Below are 23,148 nucleotides of genomic sequence, written 5' to 3' on the forward strand. Positions count from 1 at the left end.
GCGCGATCGTCAGGGCGTTTCGACCGGCTGGCGGCTCTCCTGGGTCGTCTGCGAGAACGGCGCGAGCAGGATCGCGCCCAATCCGAACACAACGACGAAGAAGGCCAGCCAGCCGCCGACGATCGGTAGCGAGGTCGCGACCACGACCAGCAGCAGGCCGATGATCAGCGACCACCAACGTCGCCCGGTGGAGGTCGAGCCGATCACCAGGTCGCCGAACGTCATGCCGACGATGGCGGGAGCGCCGAACGCCACGGCCAGGAACAGCAGGAAGCTCAAGACGACCAGCATGACGACCACCGCGAAGATGAGCGCGGCGAGCAGGTCACCCAGCCCGAGGAACCCAAGGATGATCGCGAGAAGGGTCACGATCAGGATGAGGATGGCCACCGCGACGAGGACGCCGGCCAGTGCCAGCACTCCAAGGCCGAGGCTCGTGAGAGGCCGCTGCCGCAGGGTGCGGACGGGATCCGTGATCACGCGCGGCGCAAACATCAGCGCGAGCGCCGCCAGCGCCAGGATGCTCACGTACCGCTGCAGGGCGGCGAGTACCCGGTCGGCGACCGTCGGCGCACGCTCTTCGGGTTCGACAATGGTGACGTTCTCGGTCCCACCGATGGTCCCGTTTCGCGTGTAGGCACCGGCGGACCCCAGGACGTCGCCGCCGACACTGCCGTTCAACACCATCTGGCCCGTTCCGAAGACCAGATCCTCACCGACGTCACCGGACAGCGTCACACGACCACCGGCGACGAACAGATCCTCTCCGATCGTCCCGGGCACGTTGAGTTGCCCGCCCGCCGCCCGGACGTCGCCGCCGACCTCGCCGGCGAGGTCAACCTGACCCGCGGCGACCATCAGGTCACCGCCCACCCGTCCCGTGACGTCGACCTGCGCGGCCGAAGCGATCAGGTCTCCGGTCACGGTGCCCTCGATGCGCACAGTCCCGCCGGACGCGTAGAGGTCGCCCTCGAAGACCTCACCTTCCAAGATCAGGATCTGTTCGCCCGCGCGCAGCTTCCCCCCGAGCTGCGTCGTCTGCGCCAGCGCCGCCGACGCACTCGCCGCGACGAGGAGTACCACAAGGACCGCCGCTCCGATGGTCGAACGACGGCCTCGGGTGCTGACAGCAGCCGCGATGCTCGGCACAACTCACTCCATCCTCCCTCGAGATGAGGGTCCGTCGACCCTACACCGCGCTCGTCGTAGCACGTCAATGTTCGGCTGCGGGCGTGGAGGGTCGAGAAGGGTTCGTCGAGGATCGCGTCAGGTACGTGGATCACGCTCACGCCGAGCACAACGCATGCCGGCAGGATCCGCGAAGCACGAGCAGAGCTCAGCGGCCGTCGACGTCCATAGGATGTACGTCGATGGCTGCCGACACTGGACCGGCGATCGTCGTCGAGGACCTCACCCGCCGCTTCGGCGACTTCGTCGCCGTGGATCATGTGAACTTCGCGGTCGGGCAGGGCGAGGTGTTCGGGTTCCTCGGACCGAACGGCGCCGGCAAGACGACCACGATCTCGATGCTGACGACCCTGCTACGACCGACCGAGGGCAGCGCGCGGGTCGCCGGGCACGACGTCGACCACGACGACGCGCAGGTCCGGCAGGCGATCGGCATCGTGTTCCAGGAGCCCAGCCTCGACGAGCGGCTGACGGCCCGGGAGAACCTGGAGTTCCACGCCGTGCTGTACGGCATGCCGCGGGCCGAACGCGCACGACGGATCGACAGCGCGCTGCGCCTGGTCGACCTCGAGGACCGGGCTGACAGCATCGTCGAGAAGTTCTCGGGCGGCATGCGACGCCGACTGGAGATCGCCCGCGGCCTGTTGCACGTCCCCGCGGTGCTGTTCCTCGACGAGCCGACGCTCGGCCTGGACCCCCAGTCACGGCGCTCGGTCTGGCAGCACCTCCGTAGCCTCCGCGAGCAGACGGGTGTGACCGTGTTCATGACCACCCACTACATGGAAGAGGCCGAGTTCTGTGACCGCATCGCGATCATCGACCACGGCCGCATCGTCGCGCTGGACACGCCCGAGGGCCTGAAGCACCTGGTGGGCGGTGACGTCGTGGTGGTCACCGCCCCCGAGCCGCAGGCGCTGGTCGACTACCTGAGCGACCAGGCCCTCGAGCCGAGCCGGCGCAACTCCGAGGTCCGCGTCGAGGTCGACGACGGCGCGCGGTTCATCCCCAAGCTGGTCCGCGGGTTCCCCGGCGAGATCGACGGCGCCAGCCTTCGTCGGCCCACCCTTGACGATGTGTTCCTCAAGCTGACCGGGCGCACCATCCGCGAAACCGAACTGGACGCCGGCGACGTCGCGCGCGACCGGATGCGGCGATTCATGACCACGCGGAGGCGTCGATGAGCCCCGCCGCCGAACCCGGTTCCATCCGCGACGCGCGCACACCGCTGACCGACGCCAGCGCCCAGTCAGGCCGCCACGCGATGATCGCGGGTGCGATCGGCATCATCTGGAAGCGGGAGATGCTGCACTGGTGGCGTGACAAGCCCCGCATCATCAGCTCGACGGGCTTTCCGCTGATCTTCCTGCTCGTCTTCGGCAGCGGGCTGTCCGGAGCGATGGGCAGCCTGATCGGCGGCGGTGCGCAGGCCGTCAACTTCGAGCAGTTCATCTTCCCCGGGATCATCGCGATGTCGGTGTTCTTTGCGGCGCTGTTCAACGCCGTCTCGTTGGTGTACGACCGCGAGTTCGGGATCCTCAAGGAGATGCTGGTCGCACCCGTCAGCCGGGCAGCGGTCGCGTTCGGCAAGACGCTCGGTGGGGCCACGGTCGCTACGCTGCAGGGCACCGTCGTCTTCGCGTTCGCGCCGCTCGTGGGCGTGCGGCTGAGCCCACTGCTGGTGCTGCAACTCTGGCCGATCATGTTCCTGGGCGCCTTCGCGCTGTCGTCGATGGGCGTGGCGATCGCCGCGCGCATGCGCTCCATCGAGTCGTTCCAGATGATCAACCAGTTCGTCATGTTCCCGCTGATCTTCCTGTCGGGGATCTTCTTCCCGCTGCAGGGCCTGCCGGCGTGGATGAACGTCCTGGTCCGCATCAACCCGGTGAGCTACGCCGTCGATCCGCTGCGGCGACTGATCCTCGAGGCCCAGGGCCTGCCAGACGCGGTGATGGACCGGCTGGCGGCGTCCGGCGTGGCGTTGTCGATCGGCGGTCAGCAGATCAGCGTCGCACTGGCCATCGGGATCATCGCCGGGTTCGGCGTCGTCATGAACGTGCTGGCCATGTGGCTGATCAGCATCCGCGACTGATGCCCCGCGCGTGTAGCGTGAGCTCAGGTCCCGGTCGGGCGGATGAGAAGGAGCCGTGATGCCCGCAGAGCTGAACCACACGATCGTCGCCGCCCGGGATCCGGAGGGGTCGGCGAGCTTCATGGCTGGGATCCTCGGGCTTCCCGCGCCGACACGGTACGGGCCGTTCATCGTGGTCGAGGCCGCCAACGGCGTGTCGCTCGACTTCATGCACACCGACGAGGAGGTCACGTCACAGCACTACGCCTTCCTTGTCACCGAGGCCGAGTTCGACGAGATCTTCGACCGCATCACGGCACGTGGGCTGGCTCACTGGGCCGACCCCGGCCAGCGACGTGCCGGTGAGATCAACACGCGCGACGGCGGGCGCGGCGTGTACTTCGAGGACCCGGAAAGCCACCTCCTCGAGATCCTGACCAGGCCGTACGGCAGCGGCGGCAGCTGAGCGTGTCGTACCAGGCTCCGTCGACATCGGTCGAGCTCGTGTCGTCAACGGTCACGGCGCATGTGAGGGTCTTACGCGCGGACAGCGAACCCAGCGGAACAGGGCGGATCGCTCCGCGGTGCCCGGGCGCGCTCGGTGCTTGACGCCACGCTGCAGAGGACACACAATCGCATGACAGCCGCGCGGGAGCTTCATCATGCGACGTCCAGTGCTCGCCATCGCCATGCTCGTGACCGCCCTGGTGCTTGCGGCCAGTCCCGCCGCGGCGGCCAGCTACCCGGAGCGGATTCCGCTGCCGGACGGCTTCTACCCGGAGGGCATCGAGGTCGGCGCGGGCCATGACTTCTACGTCGGGTCCCTGTTCGACGGGGCGGTGTACAAGGGCGACCTTCGCACCGGCGAGGGCGCCGTGCTCGCAGCGGGCGTCGAGGGACGGTTCCTCGCGGGACTGAAGTACGACCGCCGCTCCGGCCTGCTCTGGGCGGTGGGCGGTGACGGCGAAGGCACCAAGCTGTTCGCGTTCGACGGAGCATCCGGCGACCTGATCCACGAGATCGCCATCCCCGGCGCCTTCATCAATGACCTCGTGGTCGCCCGCGACGCGGTCTACATCACCGACTCGCTGGCGGACGAGCTCTGGTCAGTCCCGCTCACCAACCGGGGAGCCCCGGCCGGCGCACCCCGCGCCATCCCCCTGTCAGGTGACTTCCAGTTCGTCACCGAGGGGGACCTGCCGATCAACCTCAACGGCATCGACGCCACTGCCGATGGCAGGACGCTGATCGCGGTCCACTCCACGCTCGGGGTCCTCTACCGCATCAACCCGGCCACGGGAGTGGCGACCGAGATCGACCTCGGCGGCGGTGCCGTGCCCTTCGGCGACGGCATCGTGCTGCACGGCAGGACGCTGTACGTCGTGCAGAACTTCCTGAACACGGTTGCGGTCGTGGAGCTTCGGCCGGACCTCACATCGGGTCAGATCGTCAATGCGATCACGAGCGATCTGTTCCGCGTGCCCGCCACGGCAGCCATGTTCGGCAGTCGCCTCTATGTCGTCAACGCGCGGTTCGACGTCGCACCGCCACCGATCCTCGGCGGCCCACCTGTCTCCATCGACTACGACGTCGTGCAGGTACCCACGCGCTGATCCACTGCGAACGACGCCCGGTGGTCACGCTGCGTGAGGTTGCGTGCGAAGACCACCGGCCCATCCTCGAATGTTGCGGCAGAGCTGGTAGGGCAGGGACGGCCCGGCGGGCTCACCACTCCGTATAGGGGTGGGCGATGAGGTTGGCGTTGAAGTAGCGGGGGTCGTCGGTGACCTCGTCGCCGAGCCAGTCGGGACGTGTGAACTCCTCGTCGGGGCTGTCCAGCTCGACCTCGGCGACGATGAGCCCCTCGTTGACGCCCCCGAACTCGTCGATCTCCCAGATCGTGCCGTCGACCTCGACGACGTGTCTGGTCTTCGCGATGATGGGCTGCTCGCACAGCTCGTCGAGCATGGTGTTGGCATCCTCGACGGGGATCTCGTACTCGAACTCGGTCCGGGTCGCGCCGACCGTGATCCCCTTGATGGTGAGCGTGCCCTCGTCGCCGGCCGCGCGGACACGGACAGTGCGCTCCATGACCGTCGACAGGTACCCCTGGCGGATCACCGTCGACGTGCCCTGGTCCCGCCAGCTGTCGTCGGTGACGAGGAACTTGCGCTCGATCTCTGTGCCCACGCGACAACCTCCCGGTCCGTGGTCAGCGGACCGCGAACCGCCCTCCGAGCATGTCCCGGATCGCCCGCGGATAGCTGACGTTGTCGTTCGTTTCCAGCCCGAGCTCCCGGCGAACCTCGCGCAACGCGTCGAGATCGGTCGACTCGATCGCGACGGTCCGAATCGCACGCCCTTTGATGCGGACCTGCGAGACCTCGGCGCCGCACGGGTCGACCGTGTACATCTGACGGCGTTTGGTCACGTCGACGGCGGCCAGGTCCGGGTGCGGCTCCACCACCTCGTCGACCAGCTCGGACAGCGAGTAGGCCTCCCGGTCCAGTGACGACGGCGCCACCCCGAGCAGCGGGAACAGGTCATCCGCGAGCTCTCCGGCATCCACCGGGAACCCGACCTTCCGATGCACGGTCCACTGCTCGAACCCGTCCCGGACGTCGACGAGCCGCTTGATGTCGAGCAGGTCGGCTCGCGCCTTCGGGTTGACATCGAGCACCGCGGTTGACACGACGTAGGTCTCGGCGCTCTCACGGCCCTCGCCGGCCTCCGCCAGCGCGCGCAACCGGTCGCTCACGCCATCCAGACGGTCACCCCACACACGGAACTCAAACCGCGCTTCGCCCCCGGTGGTCATCTGCGCACCCACCTCGCCGACTGCCCTCCCAGTGTAGAGGACGGGTCACGGGGAGGACCGCGTGCTGCCGTCGAGTCGACGGCGCTGCGGCATCGCAGCACGCGGCAGGCGCGCAGCACGGCGGGGCGATCCGCCGACGTGGGCGGACGTGTCGGTCACGCCCCAGCGCTGGCCCCTTGGCCGGTCACCCGACGAACGCCTCCAGCGCGGCCTGCTCGTCCTCCAGCTCGTCACGGAACCGCCTGGGGATCGGTACGAACGGAGCGACGACCACGCCGCGCTTCTCGATGGTCCAGGTGCCGGCGACCTGACCGTCGACCAGCACAGTGTTCACCGAGTGCGGCCGGCGGATGTGGAACACCTTGTCGCGACGGTCCTCCGGCAGGAGCTGGGTGCGACGCGCGTGCACGAGCAGGGTGGCGTCCCACGTGCCGAGGAACCGGACGGGGACGTGCACGCACCCGTCGGGCAGGGGCCGGCGTGGCAGGTCGAGCAGCTCGCCACCGTCCTCGTCGGCGAACGTCCGCAGCGTCATCCGATCGAGCACGTCGTCGAACGCCCCGACCGGCATGCCCGCCCACGAGGCGAGGTCGTCGCGGCTCGCCGGTCCGAACCCGCCCAGGTAGCGCTCGACGAGCAGCGCCATGGCGGCGTCGTGCTCGACCGGCGCGGACCACGCGGGTAGCTCGTGGTGCGCCAGCCCGTACAGGTGGGCGCGCCGCCGCTCCCACGTCCCCTGCGGCGGCACCCGCAGCAGTTCGAGCCACTGGCTCAGCGTCTCCCAGTAGGCGGCGTCGATGCCCTCCGCCTCGAGCCGGTTGAGCAGCTCGGAGCGTTCCAGCGGACCGTCGGCGAACCAGCCGCGCACCTGCGCGGCGACCGCGTCGTAATCGAGCGCGTCGAGCTTTCGCATCCGCGCCGCCCGCGCACCGTTGTCCTGCCGGCTCTGACGCGTCGCCTCGAACAGCACCGGGTAGTCGGCGGCCGAGACCAGGTGGATCGTCGACCGCAGCAGAGTGGCCTGCACGACCTGACGACGCTCCAGCGCCCGGGTCACGCGCGACCGCGTCACGCCCTCAAGGCGGGACCAGCACCCGACGTAGCCGCTCGGCGCGTACTGCATCTGCAGCCCACCCACCGACTCGAGCATCGCCGGTAGCGACGCCGTTGACCGCCGCAGCAGGTGCTGACGCGCCAGCAGGGCGCGGTTGAGCTCACGATCGGTCAGCGTCCTGATCGGCCCGGTCATGTCCGTGAGCCTAGAGGGCGGATGGACACCCATCGCCGACCCGGAGCCCGCACGATATCCACAGGTTATCCACAGGTGCGCGGAGCCGGCTCACTCCTCGACCGTCAGGTAGTCGGGCGGCACGACGTCGGTCAGCCACATGCCCGCGGCGGCCCGGAACAGCAGCTGACCGTCGGCCGCCATCCGCCCCGCGGCGACACGCAGCACCGCGGGCCGGCCGTGGCGCGCGCCAACGTCCCGTGCGGCCGCGACCGTCTCCGACAGGTGGACGTACCGTCTCCCGCGGCGGAGGATGCCGTCGGCCAGCGCCAGCGGCACCGTCGACGCCGCGGTACCGTGAAACAGCAGGTCAGGAGGCTGCGACGGCCAGTAGCCTAGGTCGACCTCGCGGCTGTGGCCGTAGCGTGCGCGGATCAGCGCGCCGTCCTCCGACAACTCGAAGCGCGGTCTTTCACCTGCCGCGACGACGGCGGCGATCGCCTCCCGCGTCGCCGGAGACCGCAGCACCTCGAGCAGCGCGTCGACCCGCGCCCACCCACCGGGGAGCAGCGTGACGTGCCCGCCATGCCGCAGATGGTAGGCCATCGCCTTCGACAGCCGACGCCGGTCACTCAGAGCCGGTCGTCCTCGTGCATCCACAGGTCGTCGGCGAGCACCGGCTCGCCGTGTCCGGCACCGCTGAGCCCATCGGCCAGCTTGCGAGCGCAGTCGGGACTCCCGCGGTAGCGCCCGTCCTCGATCGCCGTGATCACGTCGACGGAGACGCCCGACATCCGGGCGAGCTTGTTGACCGACAACCCACGCTCGTCACGCAGCCAGCGCAGCAGGTCCGAGTCGATCCGCATGCTGCAGCGTACAGGTCGTCGGCGCTCCTCACGACACGCGCATCCATGCGCCACGGCGCCATCCCGCATCTTCGTGCACGGGTGGCGATGTCCATTGACCGCGGGCGCCCGCTCGGTCAGGCTGATCGCCGCGTCGAACAGGAGGGTCACGATGTCGAAGGTGTACTGCAGCGCAATCGTGCCGGCGCCGGTGCAGGAGGTCTGGGCCCTGATCCGTGACTTCGGCCGCTTCGCGGAGTGGCACCCGGTGGTGACCGAGAGCAGGATCGAGGGCGACCAGAGGGGCGACACGGTCGGCTGCGTGCGGACGCTGCCGCTCCCCGACGGCGGCAGCCAGCACGAACAGCTGCTCGCGCTGAGCGACCTGGACCACTCGTGCGCGTTCACGATCACCGAGGGGCCGGTCCCGCTGGCGAACTACCTGTCGGAGCTGCGACTGCGCAGGGTCACCGCCGACGAGACGACGTTCGTCGAGTGGGTCGGGCAGTTCGACGTCGCCGACGCCGACGAGGCCGAGGTCTGCAACACGGTCATGACCGTCTACCACGCCGGTCTGCAGGCGCTGACGGACCGGTTCAGCGGCCGCTGACCCGACCCTCGCCGTCTGTGGCATCGCCTTCGGCAAGCTGCGCGATACCGGCGACCACCGCTGTCGTTCCGACGCAGGTTCGAGGCCCAAGGCGATCGACTCGTCCCTGCGCTCCGGCTGCTGGCGGCGCTGATCCTGAGTCGACGCTGTCGTACCAGCTGCGCATCGCCGAATCCTGCGGCCACCGGTTCGCCGTCCACAGGCTCCGGCCGACGGATGGCCCTGAGCGCCGGCGACGGCACCGGGGTGGCGGCGAGCGGTTCGGGCAGTCGACGTCCGGCCCGTGGAGCAGCGGGGGTAGCGTCACGCATCCCCGGTCAGCCGGGCCACGTGGGCACGGTTGAGCGCCGTCGAACGCTCGAGCACCGCCCGCAGCAGGCGCAGGTCGTCGTCGGTGTGCTCACCGAGCAGGCGCATGCCGCCGACCACGAGCGGCATGAACACCTCGCGGCGGCGCGCCCGCTCCAGTTCGGTCGTCTGCACGACGACGCGGCGGCGGTCGACCGGATCGCGTGAACGCTCGACATAACCCAGCGTGACGAGGCGGTCGACGACCTTCGTCACGGCGGCGGCCGACAGCGCGACGGCGTCGGCCAGTGCACCGGCCGTCAGCGGACCGCGGCGGTCGAGCACCTCGAGGCAGCGCAGGTCCGTGCGGTTGATCCCGAGGTGCGCAGCGGCGGCGTCGAGTGCGGTGTCAACCGCACTGAACAGCTCGCGGAAGGCACGATCGACCTCGACGACGAGCGGCCGTCCGGCACCCGCCGGCGGTGATCCCTGATCTGCCCCTACCTCGTCGGGGTCGGGTTCGGGGTCGTCCCGCATATCCTTCACCAGGTTGAACGTTCACCATGCCAAGCATGAGAACGACACCGTACCTCCAGCTGACCGCCGTCCTCGTGACGGTCCTCCTCCTCGCCGGCTGCGGCGCCGTCGCGGCCGGGATCACCGATGAGCCCGGCCCACCCGTTGCGACGTCGACGGTGCGGGTGGTCGACAACGACTTCGAACCCTCGGACGCCGAGGTCACAGTGGGCGACACCCTGACGTGGCAGTGGGAGGGCGACAGCGACCACAACGTCGTTGGCGACGGCTTCTCCAGCCCCGTCCAGCGCGACGGCACGTTCGAGCACACCTTCAGCGAGCAGGGGACCTACGCCTACCACTGCACGCTGCACGGCGGGATGCGCGGCACCGTGACCGTGGTCGCCGCCGTCGGGCAGGGGGCCTGACATGCGCGCGTTCCTGTCGCCGCTCCACCGCGGCCTCGTCCACCTCGTCACCCTTGCCGTGCTCGTGCAGGCGGTCCTGGCGGGGCAGTTCGTCAGCGGGCTCAACGACCTGCTCGGCGCGCACGGCGCCGTGGGCGGGATCGTGGAGCTCGCCGGCCTCCTGCTGTTCGTCGTCGCGATCGCACACCGGATCGCCGGTGAGCGCTCCCGCGTCGCGCTCTGGGGGACGGTCGGTCTGGCTGTCGCGCTCCAGGTGCAGGCCGGACTCGGTTGGGCCCCGGGCGCGCTGCCAACCGCGATCCACGTGCCGCTCGGCGTCGGCATCTTCGCAGGCGCGGTGGCGCTCAGCGGCTCGATCGGGCGGAGCCTGACGACGGGCACGCCCGACCGGTGGCAGGGTGGAGCCGAGCACGCCCGGACCGCGATGCACTCCTGAGCGACAGCGGACCGGGATCCCTTCCTACGGCACGGGACGATCCCAGGTGGTGCGGTTGGCGACGATGTCACCCCGCCGCACCCGTCGCCTCGTCGCCTGGGCGCTGGCGATCGCCGCCCTTGTGCTCTACCTCGCCGACCTGATGGGCCTCAAGCCGCCTCCGCGGATCCTGCCGAGCCTGGTGCTGGTGGTCGCCGCGGTCCTGGTCGGCGTCACGCCGCGCCCGCGGGCGGTGAACCGCCCACCGGCGCCACGCGACCGGGCCATGGCGATCGCCGGACTCACCCTGCAGCTGCTGCTGTTCGTCCCGATCCTGCCCGTCGGACTGATCGCGCCGGGCGCGGGTGTGCTGACCATCCACGGGCTGTGGCTGGTCGGACTGCTCGGCGCATGGTGGCTCCGGCGCTCCGATCCCGCCGTCGCGCTGGCCATCCCATTCGTCACCGGGGCGACGATCGCCGGCGTGTTGTGGTACGGCACGACGGTCCTGGGCTGGCAGCCCTGACCTGTCGACGAGCGCGACGTGGCTGACGACCGGACCGGTCACGCGACCGGGGGCGACGCGCCTGCCTGGATGAGCTGCACGGCCTCTGCGTCGCCGACGCCGACTGACACGGGCTAGCATCCCACCCGCCATCGGATGTCGGATGTGGGGAGCGGCTGTGCAGGCGGAGACGGAGCTGACCGGAGCGCGGATCACGTCGTTTGGCGGGCACACGCCCGAGATCGCCGCCGACGCGTTCGTCGCCCCGGGCGCGACGGTCATCGGCCGGGTCCGCGTCGGCGCGCGGTCGTCGGTGTGGTACGGCACGGTGCTTCGCGGCGACGTCGCCGACATCTCGATCGGTGAGGACACCAACATCCAGGACAGCTGCGTCGGTCACGCCGACGAGGGCTACCCCCTGGAGATCGGCGACCGGGTCACCGTGGGCCACCGCGTCGTGATCCACGGCTGCAGGATCGCCGACGACGTACTGGTCGGCATGGGTGCGGTGCTCATGAACGGCGTGACGGTCGGCAGCGGGTCGCTCATCGCCGCCGGTGCCGTGGTCACGCAGGACACCGAGATCCCCGCGGGTTCACTGGCCGCCGGCGTACCCGCCAAGGTGCGCCGCCAGGTCGCCGACGCCGAGCGCGAGCTAATCGCCGGCGGCGCGCGGCACTACGTCGAGCTCGCCGCGCAGCACCGCGACCTGTAACGCGGGGTGGCTGCGACCCCACGTCCTGTGGTTCGACGAGACCTACGACGAGCCGCGCTTCCGTTTCGACAGCGCGCTCGCGGCGGCAGCGGACACGTCGCTGCTGATCACTGTCGGCACGTCGGGTGCGACCACGCTGCCGACCCTGGTCGCCCAGCGGGCCGCGGCTGTCGGCGCGACACCGATCGACGTCAACACCGACGGCAACCCGTTCGGCGACCTGGCACGCAGGACCGGCGGAGCGGCGCTGCGCGCGCCCGCGACGGCCGTGCTGCCTGCACTCGCGGACCGGGTCGCCGCGGCGACCGGCGGTTGAGCTGTCAGCCCGGGCTCACTTCTTCCGGTCCCACAGCGAGGACGCGAACCGTGCCACGACCTTCGGCGCGGTGAGCCAGGCGATGCGCCTTCCCGACCGCGTGTTGGCCAGCACCTGATCGGCCAGCCACGGCGCGACCGTCTCGACGTCGTCGGCGAGGACGTCGAAGATCCGCTTGGCACGGTCGGCGCGGTCGAGCGTCACGCTGCCCAGCAGCAGGTCGGTGCGAACCATGCCGGGACTGATCGTGCTCACCTTGACGGGTGTGTGCTTCGTCTCACGTGCCAGCGCCTTCGCGAGGTACCGCACGGCGTACTTCGTGGTGCCGTACGGCACGGTGCCCGGGCGCACCTCACCGCGGCTGCCAAGGCCCTCCATGAGGTAGACGTGGCCCTCCCCCTGGGCGAGCATCCCGTGGATCGCCACCCGACTGCCGTGGACCGTACCGGTCAGGTTGGTGGCGACCACGGCGGACAGGTCGGCAGGATCCTGCTCCCACAGCGGCGCTGCGCGCGTCGAAATGCCGGCGTTGTTGATCCAGATGTCGACCCGGCCGAAGCGGTCGACCGCAGCGTCCCACAGCGCCTGCACCTGTGCGGGGTCGGCGACGTCGCACGGACGTCCCAGCAGGCGCGCCGCCGACCCGCGTCCGAGACGGCCGAGCGCGTCGTCGACGCGAGCCTGTGACCGGCCGCACAGCGCCACGTCGCACCCGCGGGTCAGCAGCGCCCGCGCCAGCCCGAACCCGATCCCCCGCGTGCTGCCCGTGACGACGACGGTGCTGATGGGTCCACCTCCGCTGCGCTAGGGCTGGACGCAGCTCAGTATCCCCGCCGCCGTCAGGACATGCGACGACCGGTGGCGCGTGGCCACCGGTCGTGTGCACGTCGGCGCTCGCGGCGCCAAGGTCAGCGGATCGCGGTCAGCACGCGCAGGGGGTCTGCGGACTCGCGGCCCTGCTGCCACAGGCGCGTTGCGACGATGCCGAAGGCGCGGGCACGGGCCACCTCCGGCTCGCGGGTGTCGCTGACAACGGAAAGCGCGGCGCCGGTGATCCCGGAGCGGTGTGCGTGGTCGACGATCGTCTCGACGTCGCACTCGACCGCGCCCATGCCGTGGCGGTCGATGTCGTCGGCGATCCGGTACAGGTAGCGGTCGTTGATGCTCATGATCTCCTCCTTCACAGGCAACGCTATGCTCGGCAGAGCATCATGACTAGCGATAGTCTCTAGTCGTATTGATAAGCGGAGCTGATGATCATGGTCGCCGGACGAGCCCTCGAGATCAGACACCTCATCGCGTTCGACGCCGTCGCCCGCGCCGGCACCTTCGGTCGGGCGGCCGAACAGCTCGGCTACACACAGTCGGCGGTGAGCCAGCAGATCGCGGCGCTCGAACGCGCCGTCGGTGCACCGCTGTTCGACCGGCCAGGCGGCCCTCGTCCGGTGGAGCTGACCCCGCTCGGGGAGATGCTCATCGGACACGCGCACGACATGCTCGAGCGGGCCGACGCGGCCGCCCGCGACATCGAACGGTTCCGCGCCGGGGTCATCGGCCGCATCGACATCGGCACCTACCAGAGCGTGTCGACCGCCCTCCTCCCCCAGCTGATCGGCGCGCTGCGGGCCGAGCGTCCCCAGCTCGAGGCCCGCCTGGTCGAGATCGACGACGAGGAGGAGCTGGTCCGCCGGGTGCTGGACGGGCAGCTGGACATCAGCTTCCTCGCCGGTGAGGCTCCGCCCGAGATCGAACAGGTCGAGTTGTTCATCGACCCGTTCGTGCTGGTCGCGCGGCCCGGTGACGTCGGGGACGGGCCGGTGCCGGTCGACGATCTGCGCGGGCGTGGGCTGATCGGGCAGCAGGACAACCAATGCCAGCGTCGCGTCGACAACGGGCTACGCGCGGCGGGCCTCGAGCCCGACTACGTGTTCCGCGCCAACGACAACGCGGCCGTGATCAACATGGTGCGCGCGAACATCGGCATGGCGGTGCTGCCGCTGCTCGCGATCGAGCCGGATGACACACGCGTCGCGGTCCGCGACCTCGACCCGCCGATCCCACCGCGGCACGTGTCGATCGGCTGGCGGCGCGGCCGCACCTTGTCGCCGACGGCGAGCAGGTTCATCGAGATCGCCCGCGAGATGACCGCCGACCTGCGCACCCGCACGGTGGCCACGACCGGCTGACGGACCCCCATTCCGGGGAGCGCACCGACCACACCGGTCGACCGCCTCCCAGACCCACCCGACCCGCACCTCCGGGGAGCCAACCCACCACATCGGTCGACCTACTCCCCAGGACCGGCCGGGTTTCCCGGCGGCGAGTTGCGCGGTTCGGATCCGGGGTTGTCAGCCTGACCGAGCACCGGCAGGCTGTCGGCGGCCATCAGCTACCGATGGCCGACGGCAGGTGCGGCGTCACGAGCCGGGCGATCAGACGCTCGGCCTCGTCGAACGCATCCTCGCTGCGGCGGATGCCTCCGACCGCGATGGCGCCCTCGAGGACCAGAAGGATCTGGGCGGCCAGCGCGTCGGCGTCGGCGACCCCGGCATCGACCAGGATCTGGCGTAGACCCCGCTCGACGTTGTCGATCGACCCACGGACGACACCCAGCGCGGGATGCCCGTCGTCGGCGAGCTCGGCCGCGGCGTTGATGAACGCGCAGCCACGGAACGTGGTGCCGTCCGGTCGCTCGCCGTACCCGCGGACGTAGGCGCACAGGCGTGCGATTGGATCGTCCCCCGCCCGATCGAGCAGATCGGCCACGCGGCGGCGCCAGCGCTCCTCCCGGCGGTGCAGGTAGGCCGTGACGAGGCCGTCCTTGCTCCCGAAGTGGTTGTACAGCGTGCGCTTCGACACACCGGCCTCCTCGGCCAGCGCGTCGACGCCGGTCGCCGTGATGCCTTCGGTGTAGAAGCGGCGCTGGGCGGCGTCCAGCATCCGCGTGTGCACGTCTTTGGTCGCAACTGTCTCAGCATCCATGTGGCAATCGTACACCGATCGGTGTACTCTGGCGGTGTAAACCGATCTGTGTACTTCAGGAGGCGCCATGTCCACGACACCGCTGCGCACCCCCGCGATCCGACGCACGCTCCGCGAGCTGTTCGGCCCGCGTCGCCCGCCACAGTCCGTGCGTCCCGGAACACCCACGCCGAGCGACACCCCCGCCCGCAGAGTCCCGGCACCGCGCTACGAAGCGCTGGCCATCGGCCTCGGGTGCGACCACCTGGGTCGCGACACCACCCGCCTGCACCGCTGAGGCCATCCGTCACGCGGCTGAGCCCGGCCCGCCCGCGACGCGCACCGGGGTTCCCCGCCCGGCACGTGAGGCGTAGCCTCGACGGTGTCCGTCCGAGGAGCAGCCGATGACCGACGTACAACTCACCCGGCGTCTGCACGACGCCACGATCGCCGCGTTCGAACGCCGTGAGCCGGCCGGTCGCGCCCTGGCCGACATGGCCGAGCACATCGCGCAGGCCTGCCACGACATGGCCGTCCGGTTCCATCGCAGCGGCACGCTGCTGGCCTTCGGCAACGGCGGGCCGTCGACCGACGCGCAGCACGTGTCGGTCGAGTTCGTCCACCCCGTCATCGTCGGCAAGCGGGCCTTGCCGGCACTGTCGCTGGTCACCGATGCGGCGACCCTGATGGGCGTCGCACGTCGGTCCGGGCTCGACGAGGTGTTCGCCCACCAGATCGGCGTGCTCGGGTCCGGCGACGACATCGCGCTGGGCATCTCCTCGGACGGCAACGACCGCAACGTGCTGCGTGGGCTGGAGGCTGCACGCGGAGCCGGCCTGCTGACCGTCGCCCTGCTCGGCGGCGACGGCGGCCGGATCGCGGCGAGTCCAGCGGTCGACCACGCCCTGGTGGTCCCCGCCGACGACCCGCACGTGGTCAAGGAGGTCCACGTCACCGCCTACCACGTGCTCTGGGAGCTGGTGCATGTGTTCTTCGAGCAGCCGGGTCTGCTCTCGGGTGGGGTGGGAGCACAGTCCTCCACGGGGGGTATCGAGGGGCTCTACCCATTCCTGTACGAGGGCAGCTCGGACCTCGACGCCGTCCTCGCCGACGTCGCGCGGTCGACGGCCGAGAAGGCCAGCGACATCGTCGCGCTGCGCCGGGCCGTCGGCGACGCGGAGGCCGGGCGCGTGGCCGGATGCGCAGGCGACCTGGCCGACGCGTTCGCCGCGGGCGGCAGGCTGCTCGCCTTCGGCAACGGCGGCTCCAGCTCCGACGCGCAGGAGGTCGCGCAGAGCTTCCTCGATCCGGCGGACCCCGACATGACGCCCCTGCCGGCGCTGTGCCTGACCAACGACGTCGCGGTGATCACCGCCCTGTCCAACGACGTCGACTTCGACGTGGTGTTCGCGCGGCAGGTCCGGGCGTTCGGCCGGCCGGGCGACGTCGTCGTGGGCCTGTCGACCAGCGGCAACTCGCCGAACGTCATCGCCGCGTTCGAGGCCGCCAGGGACCTCGGCATGATCACCGTCGGGCTCGCCGGCAACGAAGGCGGGCAGATGGCCGAGTCCGATGCGATCGACCACCTCTTCGTCGTGCCGTCCGCATCGGTGCACCGCATCCAGGAGGTCCAGACCACGCTGTACCACGTGCTGCGTGAGCTGACGGCGCTGGGCCTCGAGGCGTCGACGCCGTCCGATGGCGACATCGACCGGAGGACCGATGTGACCAGCAGACCGTGACGATGTACGACGAGCTCGCCTCGGTCTACGACTGGCTCGTGCCGGACGCGTTGCTCGAGCCCGACGGCGCCGTCGCAGCGTTCGGGGGCACGATCGGCGAGCTGCCGGCGGGTGCACACGTGCTCGACTGCGCGTGCGGCACCGGGCAGCTGGCGGTCGGACTCGCCGCCCGCGGGTTCGACGTCGTCGCGTCCGACGCCAGCGCCGGCATGGTCGAGCGCACCCGGGCGTTCGCCGCCGCCCATGGCGTGGATCTGACAACGGTCGTGTGCTGCTGGGAGGACCTCCGTGAGGCGGTTCGCGGACCGTTCGAGGCCGTGTTCTGCGTCGGCAACTCGTTGACCCACGCCGAGGGTGCGGTCGGGCGCCGCGCCGCACTCGCGGCGATGGCCGATGTGCTGGCGCCCCGGGGCATGCTCGAGGTCACGTCGCGCAACTGGGAGCGGCTCCGGGCGCGGCGCCCCAGCCTCGATGTCGCCGACGAGGTGACCTGGCGCGCCGGCCGTGCCGGTCTGGCGATCCGCGTGTGGTCGCTGCCCGAGGCGTGGGACGCACCCCACCACCTCGAGGTGGCCGTCGCTCTGCTCGACGGCCACCGGGTCGTCGACGTGATCAGCGAGCGTGTGACGTTCTGGCCGTTCACGCACGACGAGCTGACCGCCGAGCTGCGGACCGCCGGGCTCGACCCCGTGTCGAGCACCTACACGCCGGACGCGGAGCGCTACGCCGTCATCGCACGACGGCCGCACCGTCCGGATGACGGCCCCCACATGGTCGTGGAACGGTAGGCGTCGACCGCGGCGAGTCAGGCTGCGCGTGCGTACTCGCTCGCAGCGGGCTGGTCTGTCGCCGGCTGCGGTTCCTGACTCGCGGCCGCCCGTGCCTTCGCGTTCCTGATGAGCTGTGCGAGATAGGCCGGACTGATCATGGCGTGCCTCCGTGTGATCGCCCGCCGGGGTCGGCTCCCGTCGGTCGTCGGGTCGTGCCGGCACCCTACGAACGATGGACCTTCCGACGGTGAGCGTCGGATGAGGACTTCATGAGGATCGTTGACAGGGTCGTGGCCGCCTCCGGTACGCTGATCCATGCCTGCCTGAGGGGTGAGGCCGATGTCGACGGTCACGGGTCATCCTCAGCGTGGAGGTCTGTTCGTGACGCCACGACGAGATCGCACGCCTCCGTGGGCTCGTGGAGGGCTCAGCCTGTCGGGTGCTGTTCGTCCATGGGATGAGCGGGACGGGCAAGTCGATGCTGCTCCGGCAGACCGCCCGGTGGACCGACCCACCGGCGTCGCGGTTCGTGCTGCTCGACTGCCAGGAGATCGAGCCGACCGAGGCCGGCTTCCGCAGTGCGCTACGGGGCGCCATCGGTGGCACCCCGGACGAGGACGGCTTCGCGTGGCTCGGGACGATCGCCGACCGAGTCGTCATTTGCCTCGATCAGTATGAGGTGCTACGCCTGCTCGACACCTGGCTGCGGCACGAGGTCGTCCCAGCGCTGCCAGCGAACGTGCGACTGCTCATCGCCGGCCGCGAGGAGCCACACACGGCGTGGAAGCGGCTGCCCGCCGGCACGTTCGACACCCGACGACTCGTCCGCTGTCGACCGCCGAGAGCACGGAGCTGCTGACGCTGCTCGGCGTCGACGACGTCGCCCGCGACACGATCGTCCGGTTCGCCGGGGGACATCCGCTCACCCTGGTGCTCGGCGCGCTCGCGGCACGTGAGCACCCCCACCCGCGCGCTCCGCGACATCACGCTCGACCGGCTGCTCGACGAGTTCACGTTGGTCTACCTCGACGAGCTGGACCCGCACACGCGTGAGCTGCTCGAGGCGGCGGCGGTCGTCCGTCGCGTCACGCGACCGCTGCTGGGCGCCCTGCTTCCGGACACCGACGCGTGGAAGGGCCTCGAGACGCTCGCGGCGCTGCCGTTCGTCGACCGGACCGGCGAGGGCCTGGCGATCCACGAGTCACTGCGGCAGGCGGTCGCCAACCACCTCCGGGCGGCCGAGCCGACCCGTCATCGGTTGCTGCGGCGGCACGCTGGACGTACCTGCGGACCGAGCTTCCACGGTGGCGCGATCCCGGACGACGCGGTCGAGATCGACGGGATCGCCTACCACGGCCTGTACCTGGACTTCGGCCCCTCGTCCGTCGACGGATGGCTCACCCATCGCCGCGGAGGAGCTGGGGCTGCCAGAGGACGACATTCTGGACGTCCGCCGACGGCAGCTGCTGCTCGACGGCGGTCGCATGGACCTTACGCCCCTCGAGTTCGAGGTCGTCCACTACCTGCGGGAACGCGAGGGCACACCGGTCTCTCGTCAGGAGATGCTGGGAGACATCTGGGGCTACGACACCATCATCGGTTCGAACGTCGTCGACGCCGTCGTCGTCGGGCTCCGCCGCAAGCTCGACCGGCACGCCGACTTGATCGAGACGGTGCGCGGCGTCGGCTACCGCTTCCGCCGAGACGCGCGGGACTGACCCAGCCTGCTACGACCGGCGGAGCCCCGGGCCGCGGGATCCGGACGGTGCCCGTGTGTGTATCGACGCCACGACGGGCACACGTGGGGGGTCCACCGATCCGAGGAGCTCCCATGGTCAGGTCACGACCCACGAGAACCGCCGGCAACGTCCTGCAGCGGGTCGGACGTGCGCTATCGGGCGGTCCAGCACCCCGCACGCGCGCCCCACGCAGCCGTCGGCCCCGCACGAGGACGCGCACCCCGCGCGGCCGTCGCACGCCCACCACCGGCAAGGGCCTGCTCCGGCGCCTGCTCGACTGACGACGTCGCCGTCACGACCGCACCCGGGTGCGCAGCCGGTCATCGGCGACCGGACCGCCACGCGGGTGCGGCACCCGCCCGGACCGCCGCAGTTGGCCGGGCTACCCCGTGGCGGCGCGGTCGCGTGCGGCGGCGACGGCGGTCTGCCCGAGGCAGATGCCCCCGTCGTTGGGCGGCACGCGGACATGGGTCAGCACGTGAAAGCCCGCGCCCTCGAGCGCGGCGACCGTCCGCTCCACCAGCAGCACGTTCTGGAACACCCCACCGGACAGCGCGACCATCGTCAGGCCCGTGGCGTCGCGCACCCGCGCGCACGCGTCGACGGCCGCGGTGACCATCGCGCCGTGGAAGCGCGCGGCGATCACGGGGACCGGCGTCCCGGCGCACAGGTCGTCGACGACCGACCGGATGAGGTCCGACCCTGCGATCGCGAACGGCTCGGTGTCGGTCAGGACGGCCCGGTAGCCGCCACGCTCCACCGGATCCGCGACCTGCTCCAGCTCGATCGCGGCCTCGCCCTCGTAGCTGACGGCGTCGCGCACGCCGACCAGCGCGGCGACGGCATCGAACAGCCGGCCCGCGCTCGACGTCGGTGGCGAGTTGACGTTCGCCTCGGCCACGGCCAGCACCTGCGCCCACCGGTCCGCGTTGCGCTCGACGACCTCCAGCCCGTCCGGCATGTCGTCGCCGTAGGCGCGGCGCAGCCAGCTCGCCGCCATGCGCCAGGGCTCGCGGATAGCGGCCGCACCGCCCACCAGTGGCACCGTCTCGACGTGGCCGACCCGCTCGAACGAGACCAGGTCGGCGACGAGGACCTCACCACCCCAGATCGTGCCGTCGACACCGAACCCGGTGCCGTCGAACGCCACGCCGATCACCGGATCGGATGTGCCATTGTCGGCCATGCACGACGCGATGTGCGCGTGGTGGTGCTGCACGCCGACCAGGTCGACACCGTCGAGGTCGACCGCGTACTTCGTCGACAGGTACTCGGGGTGCAGGTCGTACGCGACGATGACCGGCTCGATGTCGAACAGCCGGCGCAGGTGGGCGATCGCACCGGTGAACGACCGGTACGTCTCGTAGTTCTCCAGGTCGCCGATGTGGTGCGACAGGTAGGCGCGGCGGCCCTTGGCGAGGCACACCGTGCTCTTGAGCTCCGCACCCACCGCGAGCACGGGCCGCGGCACGGGCCGGCCGAGCAGCACCGGCTGGGGCGCGTACCCACGCGAGCGGCGGACCAGCAGCGGGCGGTCCCCTACCATCCGCACGACCGAGTCGTCGACGCGGATGTGGATGGGTCGGTCGTGGGCCAGGAACGCATCGGCGATCCCAGCGAGCCGCGCCAGCGCGTCCCCGTCGTCGAAGGCGATGGGCTCGTCGGACACGTTGCCGCTCGTCAGGACGAACGGGCGACCAACGGCATCGGCAAGCAGGTGGTGCAGCGGAGTGTAGGGCAGCATCACGCCGAGGAAGCGGTTGCCGGGCGCCACCGACGGCGCGATCACCGGCACGTCAGGGCCCCCTGCATCGTCCCGGCGTCGCAGGAGCACGATCGGCGCGGTCGGACCCGTCAGCCGGGCCCGCTCGTGCGGGCCGACCTCACACAGCGCCCGCGCGACCTCGAGATCGGCGACCATCACCGCCAGCGGTCGCTCCTCGCGGTGCTTGCGGGCCCGCAGCCGGGCGACCGCGGCGTCGTCGGTCGCGTCGACGGCGAGGTGATACCCGCCCAGGCCCTTGACGGCGACGATCCGCCCGTCGCACAGCAGCTCCGCCACACGCGCGATCGGCTCGCCGTCGAGCGCCGTACCGGCGGCGCCGACGAACGACAGCCGCGGTCCGCACGACGGGCAGCACACGGGCTGCGCATGGAACCGGCGATCGGTCGGGTCGGCGTACTCGCGGGCGCAGGCGTCGCACAGCGGGAAGCCGGCCATGGTCGTCGTCCGGCGATCGTAGGGGACGTCGCGCACGATCGTGTAGCGCGGTCCGCAGTTGGTGCAGTTGACGAACGGGTACCGGTAGCGCCGGTCGCGGGGATCCCACAGCTCCGTGAGGCAGTCGGCGCACGTCGCGACGTCGGGCGAGACCGGCACGTGGCGGGCGCCCTGCGCCTCGCTGACGACGATCTCGAACGTCGGGTCCCCACGGACATCGATCGGCGTCGCGGTGACATCCTCGATGACCGCCATCGCCGGAGCCTCGTCCAGCAGTCGGACGAGGAACGCGTCGACCGCGACCGGGTCCCCCTCGACCTCGGCGAGCACGCCCGTGGCGTCGTTGCCGACGAACCCGCGCAGCCCGAGCTCGACCGCCAGCCCGTGGACGTAGGGACGGAACCCGACACCCTGCACGACACCGGTGATCCGGATGCTCATCCGCGTCGGCGCCGCCTCGCGCGATCCGTCGATGAAGGCTCACCTCACCTAACTGTGTAATGCCGTGATGGTCCGCGACGGCCAGATGGAAATTGGTTCTCGACAGCGTGCCCCATGTCGTCTTATGGTGCGTAGTCCGTTCCCAGTTGTCCCGGATGGCAACGGTGTCGAGCGTCATCGCGGGTCACCCGTCACTGGGACGGAGGAGGGTCGAGATGAGCGCCGCCTCCACCATGCCCACCATGCGCGACAAGCCGGACACGATGGACGCGAAGGTCCACATCCTCTGGATCAACGCGGGCCTGTCCTGCGACGGCGACTCCGTCGCACTGACCTCCGCGACGCAGCCGAGCATCGAGGACATCGTGCTCGGCGTGCTGCCGGGCCTGCCTGAAGTCGCGGTCCACTGGCCGCTGATCGACTACGAGAACGGACCCGTCGGCGTCCGTGACGACTTCATCCACTGGTTCCACGAGGCGTACAACGACGAGCTCGACGCGCCGTTCGTCCTGGTGGTCGAGGGCTCGATCCCCAACGAGAAGATCAAATCCGAAGGCTACTGGGCCGCGTTCGGCAACGACCCGGAGACCGGCGACCCCATCCCCACGTCGGACTGGGTCGAGCGGCTGGCACCCAAGGCGCTGGCGGTCATCGCCGCCGGGACCTGCGCCACCTACGGCGGCATCCACGCCATGGAGGGCAACCCGACCGGCGCAATGGGTGTGGCCGACCTGCTCGGCTGGGACTTCCGCACACCGGCAGGCATCCCGATCGTCAACGTGCCGGGCTGCCCGACGCACCCCGACAATCTCTCCGAGACGATCCTCTACCTGCTGTACCAGGCGACCGGGCAGGCGCCGATGATCCCACTCGACGAGAAGCTGCGCCCGACGTGGCTGTTCGGCGCGACCGTCCACGAGGGCTGCCACCGCGCCGGCTACTACGAACAGGGCGAGTTCGCCGAGGACTACAACAGCCAGAAGTGCCTCGTCAAGATCGGCTGCTGGGGTCCGGTCGTGAAGTGCAACGTCCCCAAGCGCGGCTGGATCAACGGCATCGGTGGCTGCCCCAACGTCGGTGGCATCTGCATCGCGTGCACCATGCCGGGCTTCCCCGACAAGTTCATGCCGTTCATGGACGAGCCGCCCGGCGCGACCGTGTCGAGCAGGGCCGTCAAGGCCTACGGCGGGATGATCCGCCGCCTGCGCTCGATCACGGCGAAGACCGCCGACAAGGAACCGTCGTGGCGCCGCAAGGGCACGGCGTTGACGACGGGCTACACGCCGCCCTGGCGCTGACCACCGACCGCACCTGACGCGTCCTCAGGACTAGGA

The 23,148-nt window shown here is 70.6% G+C and carries 27 protein-coding genes; 16 read left to right on the top strand and 11 right to left on the bottom strand.

The annotated features are described in order from the left end of the window. Positions 1–9: 9 nt before the first annotated feature. Positions 10–1,083 (bottom strand): polymer-forming cytoskeletal protein, encoded by a 1,074-nt coding sequence (locus VK923_03680; protein HSJ43765.1) that lies wholly within the window; start codon positions 1,081–1,083, stop codon positions 10–12. A 287-nt stretch (positions 1,084–1,370) separates the two neighbouring features. On the opposite strand from VK923_03680, the gene VK923_03685 reads away from it, so the two are divergent. The 4 genes from VK923_03685 to VK923_03700 all read left to right on the top strand — a co-directional run bounded on the left by VK923_03685 (position 1,371) and on the right by VK923_03700 (position 4,869). Then, on the top strand, positions 1,371–2,369 hold the full coding sequence (locus tag VK923_03685) for an ATP-binding cassette domain-containing protein (GenBank protein ID HSJ43766.1): 999 nt from the start codon (positions 1,371–1,373) through the stop codon (positions 2,367–2,369). Beyond that, complete coding sequence (locus VK923_03690) at positions 2,366–3,277, top strand: ABC transporter permease (protein ID HSJ43767.1); 912 nt, start codon at positions 2,366–2,368, stop codon at positions 3,275–3,277. Before VK923_03685 ends, VK923_03690 begins: the two co-directional genes overlap by 4 nt. A gap of 58 nt (positions 3,278–3,335) precedes the next feature. Further along, a complete protein-coding gene (locus VK923_03695) occupies positions 3,336–3,722 on the top strand; it encodes a VOC family protein (GenBank protein ID HSJ43768.1) in 387 nt (128 codons plus the stop codon). A 196-nt stretch (positions 3,723–3,918) separates the two neighbouring features. Further along, complete coding sequence (locus VK923_03700; GenBank protein ID HSJ43769.1) at positions 3,919–4,869, top strand: hypothetical protein; 951 nt, start codon at positions 3,919–3,921, stop codon at positions 4,867–4,869. 112 nt (positions 4,870–4,981) lie between these two features. On the opposite strand, the gene VK923_03705 is transcribed toward VK923_03700, so the two are convergent. The 5 genes from VK923_03705 to VK923_03725 all read right to left on the bottom strand — a co-directional run bounded on the left by VK923_03705 (position 4,982) and on the right by VK923_03725 (position 8,168). After that, positions 4,982–5,446 (bottom strand): CYTH domain-containing protein, encoded by a 465-nt coding sequence (locus VK923_03705; protein ID HSJ43770.1) that lies wholly within the window; start codon positions 5,444–5,446, stop codon positions 4,982–4,984. Positions 5,447–5,468: 22 nt separating this feature from the next. Beyond that, positions 5,469–6,074, bottom strand: a complete 606-nt coding sequence (locus tag VK923_03710) for a hypothetical protein (protein ID HSJ43771.1) — start codon at positions 6,072–6,074, stop codon at positions 5,469–5,471. Positions 6,075–6,258: 184 nt separating this feature from the next. Further along, entirely contained in the window at positions 6,259–7,323 is a 1,065-nt protein-coding gene (locus tag VK923_03715; protein HSJ43772.1) for a winged helix DNA-binding domain-containing protein, read from the bottom strand. A gap of 90 nt (positions 7,324–7,413) precedes the next feature. Continuing rightward, the gene (locus VK923_03720; GenBank protein ID HSJ43773.1) at positions 7,414–7,962 is read right to left on the bottom strand and encodes an RNA 2'-phosphotransferase; all 549 of its coding nucleotides are present in this window, start codon (positions 7,960–7,962) and stop codon (positions 7,414–7,416) included. Continuing rightward, positions 7,935–8,168, bottom strand: a complete 234-nt coding sequence (locus VK923_03725) for a helix-turn-helix transcriptional regulator (GenBank protein ID HSJ43774.1) — start codon at positions 8,166–8,168, stop codon at positions 7,935–7,937. The genes VK923_03720 and VK923_03725 overlap by 28 nt, the downstream gene beginning before the upstream one ends. Positions 8,169–8,319: 151 nt before the next feature. On the opposite strand from VK923_03725, the gene VK923_03730 reads away from it, so the two are divergent. Continuing rightward, positions 8,320–8,757: an SRPBCC family protein gene (locus VK923_03730; protein ID HSJ43775.1), complete on the top strand. Its 438-nt coding sequence runs from the start codon at positions 8,320–8,322 to the stop codon at positions 8,755–8,757. A gap of 303 nt (positions 8,758–9,060) precedes the next feature. Here the strand turns inward: VK923_03730 and VK923_03735 are convergent, their stop codons facing one another. Beyond that, a complete protein-coding gene (locus VK923_03735) occupies positions 9,061–9,582 on the bottom strand; it encodes a MarR family winged helix-turn-helix transcriptional regulator (GenBank protein HSJ43776.1) in 522 nt (173 codons plus the stop codon). Positions 9,583–9,617: 35 nt separating this feature from the next. Between VK923_03735 and VK923_03740 the strand changes: the two genes are divergently transcribed. The 4 genes from VK923_03740 to VK923_03755 all read left to right on the top strand — a co-directional run bounded on the left by VK923_03740 (position 9,618) and on the right by VK923_03755 (position 11,624). Next, a complete protein-coding gene (locus VK923_03740; protein ID HSJ43777.1) occupies positions 9,618–9,989 on the top strand; it encodes a plastocyanin/azurin family copper-binding protein in 372 nt (123 codons plus the stop codon). Position 9,990: 1 nt separating this feature from the next. Then, positions 9,991–10,425, top strand: a complete 435-nt coding sequence (locus VK923_03745) for a hypothetical protein (GenBank protein ID HSJ43778.1) — start codon at positions 9,991–9,993, stop codon at positions 10,423–10,425. Positions 10,426–10,480: 55 nt separating this feature from the next. Next, a complete protein-coding gene (locus VK923_03750) occupies positions 10,481–10,930 on the top strand; it encodes a hypothetical protein (GenBank protein ID HSJ43779.1) in 450 nt (149 codons plus the stop codon). Positions 10,931–11,087: 157 nt separating this feature from the next. Then, the gene (locus VK923_03755; GenBank protein HSJ43780.1) at positions 11,088–11,624 is read left to right on the top strand and encodes a gamma carbonic anhydrase family protein; all 537 of its coding nucleotides are present in this window, start codon (positions 11,088–11,090) and stop codon (positions 11,622–11,624) included. Positions 11,625–11,955: 331 nt separating this feature from the next. Here VK923_03755 and VK923_03760 read toward each other — a convergent pair whose 3' ends face one another. After that, the gene (locus tag VK923_03760; GenBank protein HSJ43781.1) at positions 11,956–12,726 is read right to left on the bottom strand and encodes an SDR family oxidoreductase; all 771 of its coding nucleotides are present in this window, start codon (positions 12,724–12,726) and stop codon (positions 11,956–11,958) included. A 122-nt stretch (positions 12,727–12,848) separates the two neighbouring features. Next, positions 12,849–13,109, bottom strand: a complete 261-nt coding sequence (locus VK923_03765) for a hypothetical protein (GenBank protein ID HSJ43782.1) — start codon at positions 13,107–13,109, stop codon at positions 12,849–12,851. 90 nt (positions 13,110–13,199) lie between these two features. Here VK923_03765 and VK923_03770 point away from each other — a divergent pair, with 90 nt between their 5' ends. Continuing rightward, on the top strand, positions 13,200–14,126 hold the full coding sequence (locus tag VK923_03770) for a LysR family transcriptional regulator (GenBank protein ID HSJ43783.1): 927 nt from the start codon (positions 13,200–13,202) through the stop codon (positions 14,124–14,126). Positions 14,127–14,325: 199 nt separating this feature from the next. On the opposite strand, the gene VK923_03775 is transcribed toward VK923_03770, so the two are convergent. Continuing rightward, positions 14,326–14,922: a TetR/AcrR family transcriptional regulator gene (locus VK923_03775; protein HSJ43784.1), complete on the bottom strand. Its 597-nt coding sequence runs from the start codon at positions 14,920–14,922 to the stop codon at positions 14,326–14,328. A gap of 67 nt (positions 14,923–14,989) precedes the next feature. Here VK923_03775 and VK923_03780 point away from each other — a divergent pair, with 67 nt between their 5' ends. The 5 genes from VK923_03780 to VK923_03800 all read left to right on the top strand — a co-directional run bounded on the left by VK923_03780 (position 14,990) and on the right by VK923_03800 (position 19,131). Next, a complete protein-coding gene (locus VK923_03780; protein HSJ43785.1) occupies positions 14,990–15,199 on the top strand; it encodes a hypothetical protein in 210 nt (69 codons plus the stop codon). A gap of 106 nt (positions 15,200–15,305) precedes the next feature. After that, a complete protein-coding gene (locus VK923_03785) occupies positions 15,306–16,643 on the top strand; it encodes an SIS domain-containing protein (protein HSJ43786.1) in 1,338 nt (445 codons plus the stop codon). 2 nt (positions 16,644–16,645) lie between these two features. Continuing rightward, positions 16,646–17,431, top strand: a complete 786-nt coding sequence (locus VK923_03790) for a class I SAM-dependent methyltransferase (protein ID HSJ43787.1) — start codon at positions 16,646–16,648, stop codon at positions 17,429–17,431. A gap of 421 nt (positions 17,432–17,852) precedes the next feature. After that, positions 17,853–18,272 carry an ATP-binding protein gene (locus VK923_03795; GenBank protein HSJ43788.1) on the top strand — a complete coding sequence of 140 codons (420 nt, stop codon included), beginning with the start codon at positions 17,853–17,855 and terminating at the stop codon, positions 18,270–18,272. A 625-nt stretch (positions 18,273–18,897) separates the two neighbouring features. Then, positions 18,898–19,131 carry a winged helix-turn-helix domain-containing protein gene (locus tag VK923_03800; protein HSJ43789.1) on the top strand — a complete coding sequence of 78 codons (234 nt, stop codon included), beginning with the start codon at positions 18,898–18,900 and terminating at the stop codon, positions 19,129–19,131. A gap of 403 nt (positions 19,132–19,534) precedes the next feature. Here the strand turns inward: VK923_03800 and hypF are convergent, their stop codons facing one another. After that, positions 19,535–21,814, bottom strand: coding sequence for a carbamoyltransferase HypF (gene hypF, locus VK923_03805; protein HSJ43790.1), 2,280 nt, complete (start codon positions 21,812–21,814; stop codon positions 19,535–19,537). Between the two features lie 215 nt (positions 21,815–22,029). Here hypF and VK923_03810 point away from each other — a divergent pair, with 215 nt between their 5' ends. Continuing rightward, positions 22,030–23,112 carry a hypothetical protein gene (locus tag VK923_03810; protein HSJ43791.1) on the top strand — a complete coding sequence of 361 codons (1,083 nt, stop codon included), beginning with the start codon at positions 22,030–22,032 and terminating at the stop codon, positions 23,110–23,112. Positions 23,113–23,148: the final 36 nt, after the last annotated feature.

Source organism: Euzebyales bacterium, from assembly GCA_035461305.1.
Classification (GTDB): domain Bacteria; phylum Actinomycetota; class Nitriliruptoria; order Euzebyales; family JAHELV01; genus JAHELV01.

Excerpts from the sequence above, each read along its gene's own strand:
- VK923_03685 (HSJ43766.1), top strand. The coding sequence starts at position 1,371 with ATGGCTGCCGACACTGGACCGGCGATCGTCGTCGAGGACCTCACCCGC.
- VK923_03690 (HSJ43767.1), top strand. The coding sequence starts at position 2,366 with ATGAGCCCCGCCGCCGAACCCGGTTCCATCCGCGACGCGCGCACACCG.
- VK923_03695 (HSJ43768.1), top strand. The coding sequence starts at position 3,336 with ATGCCCGCAGAGCTGAACCACACGATCGTCGCCGCCCGGGATCCGGAG.
- VK923_03700 (HSJ43769.1), top strand. The coding sequence starts at position 3,919 with ATGCGACGTCCAGTGCTCGCCATCGCCATGCTCGTGACCGCCCTGGTG.
- VK923_03710 (HSJ43771.1), bottom strand. The coding sequence starts at position 6,074 with ATGACCACCGGGGGCGAAGCGCGGTTTGAGTTCCGTGTGTGGGGTGAC.
- VK923_03715 (HSJ43772.1), bottom strand. The coding sequence starts at position 7,323 with ATGACCGGGCCGATCAGGACGCTGACCGATCGTGAGCTCAACCGCGCC.
- VK923_03725 (HSJ43774.1), bottom strand. The coding sequence starts at position 8,168 with ATGCGGATCGACTCGGACCTGCTGCGCTGGCTGCGTGACGAGCGTGGG.
- VK923_03730 (HSJ43775.1), top strand. The coding sequence starts at position 8,320 with ATGTCGAAGGTGTACTGCAGCGCAATCGTGCCGGCGCCGGTGCAGGAG.
- VK923_03735 (HSJ43776.1), bottom strand. The coding sequence starts at position 9,582 with ATGCGGGACGACCCCGAACCCGACCCCGACGAGGTAGGGGCAGATCAG.
- VK923_03740 (HSJ43777.1), top strand. The coding sequence starts at position 9,618 with ATGAGAACGACACCGTACCTCCAGCTGACCGCCGTCCTCGTGACGGTC.
- VK923_03745 (HSJ43778.1), top strand. The coding sequence starts at position 9,991 with ATGCGCGCGTTCCTGTCGCCGCTCCACCGCGGCCTCGTCCACCTCGTC.
- VK923_03765 (HSJ43782.1), bottom strand. The coding sequence starts at position 13,109 with ATGAGCATCAACGACCGCTACCTGTACCGGATCGCCGACGACATCGAC.
- VK923_03770 (HSJ43783.1), top strand. The coding sequence starts at position 13,200 with ATGGTCGCCGGACGAGCCCTCGAGATCAGACACCTCATCGCGTTCGAC.
- VK923_03775 (HSJ43784.1), bottom strand. The coding sequence starts at position 14,922 with ATGGATGCTGAGACAGTTGCGACCAAAGACGTGCACACGCGGATGCTG.
- VK923_03780 (HSJ43785.1), top strand. The coding sequence starts at position 14,990 with ATGTCCACGACACCGCTGCGCACCCCCGCGATCCGACGCACGCTCCGC.
- VK923_03785 (HSJ43786.1), top strand. The coding sequence starts at position 15,306 with ATGACCGACGTACAACTCACCCGGCGTCTGCACGACGCCACGATCGCC.
- VK923_03790 (HSJ43787.1), top strand. The coding sequence starts at position 16,646 with ATGTACGACGAGCTCGCCTCGGTCTACGACTGGCTCGTGCCGGACGCG.
- VK923_03800 (HSJ43789.1), top strand. The coding sequence starts at position 18,898 with ATGGACCTTACGCCCCTCGAGTTCGAGGTCGTCCACTACCTGCGGGAA.
- hypF (HSJ43790.1), bottom strand. The coding sequence starts at position 21,814 with ATGAGCATCCGGATCACCGGTGTCGTGCAGGGTGTCGGGTTCCGTCCC.
- VK923_03810 (HSJ43791.1), top strand. The coding sequence starts at position 22,030 with ATGAGCGCCGCCTCCACCATGCCCACCATGCGCGACAAGCCGGACACG.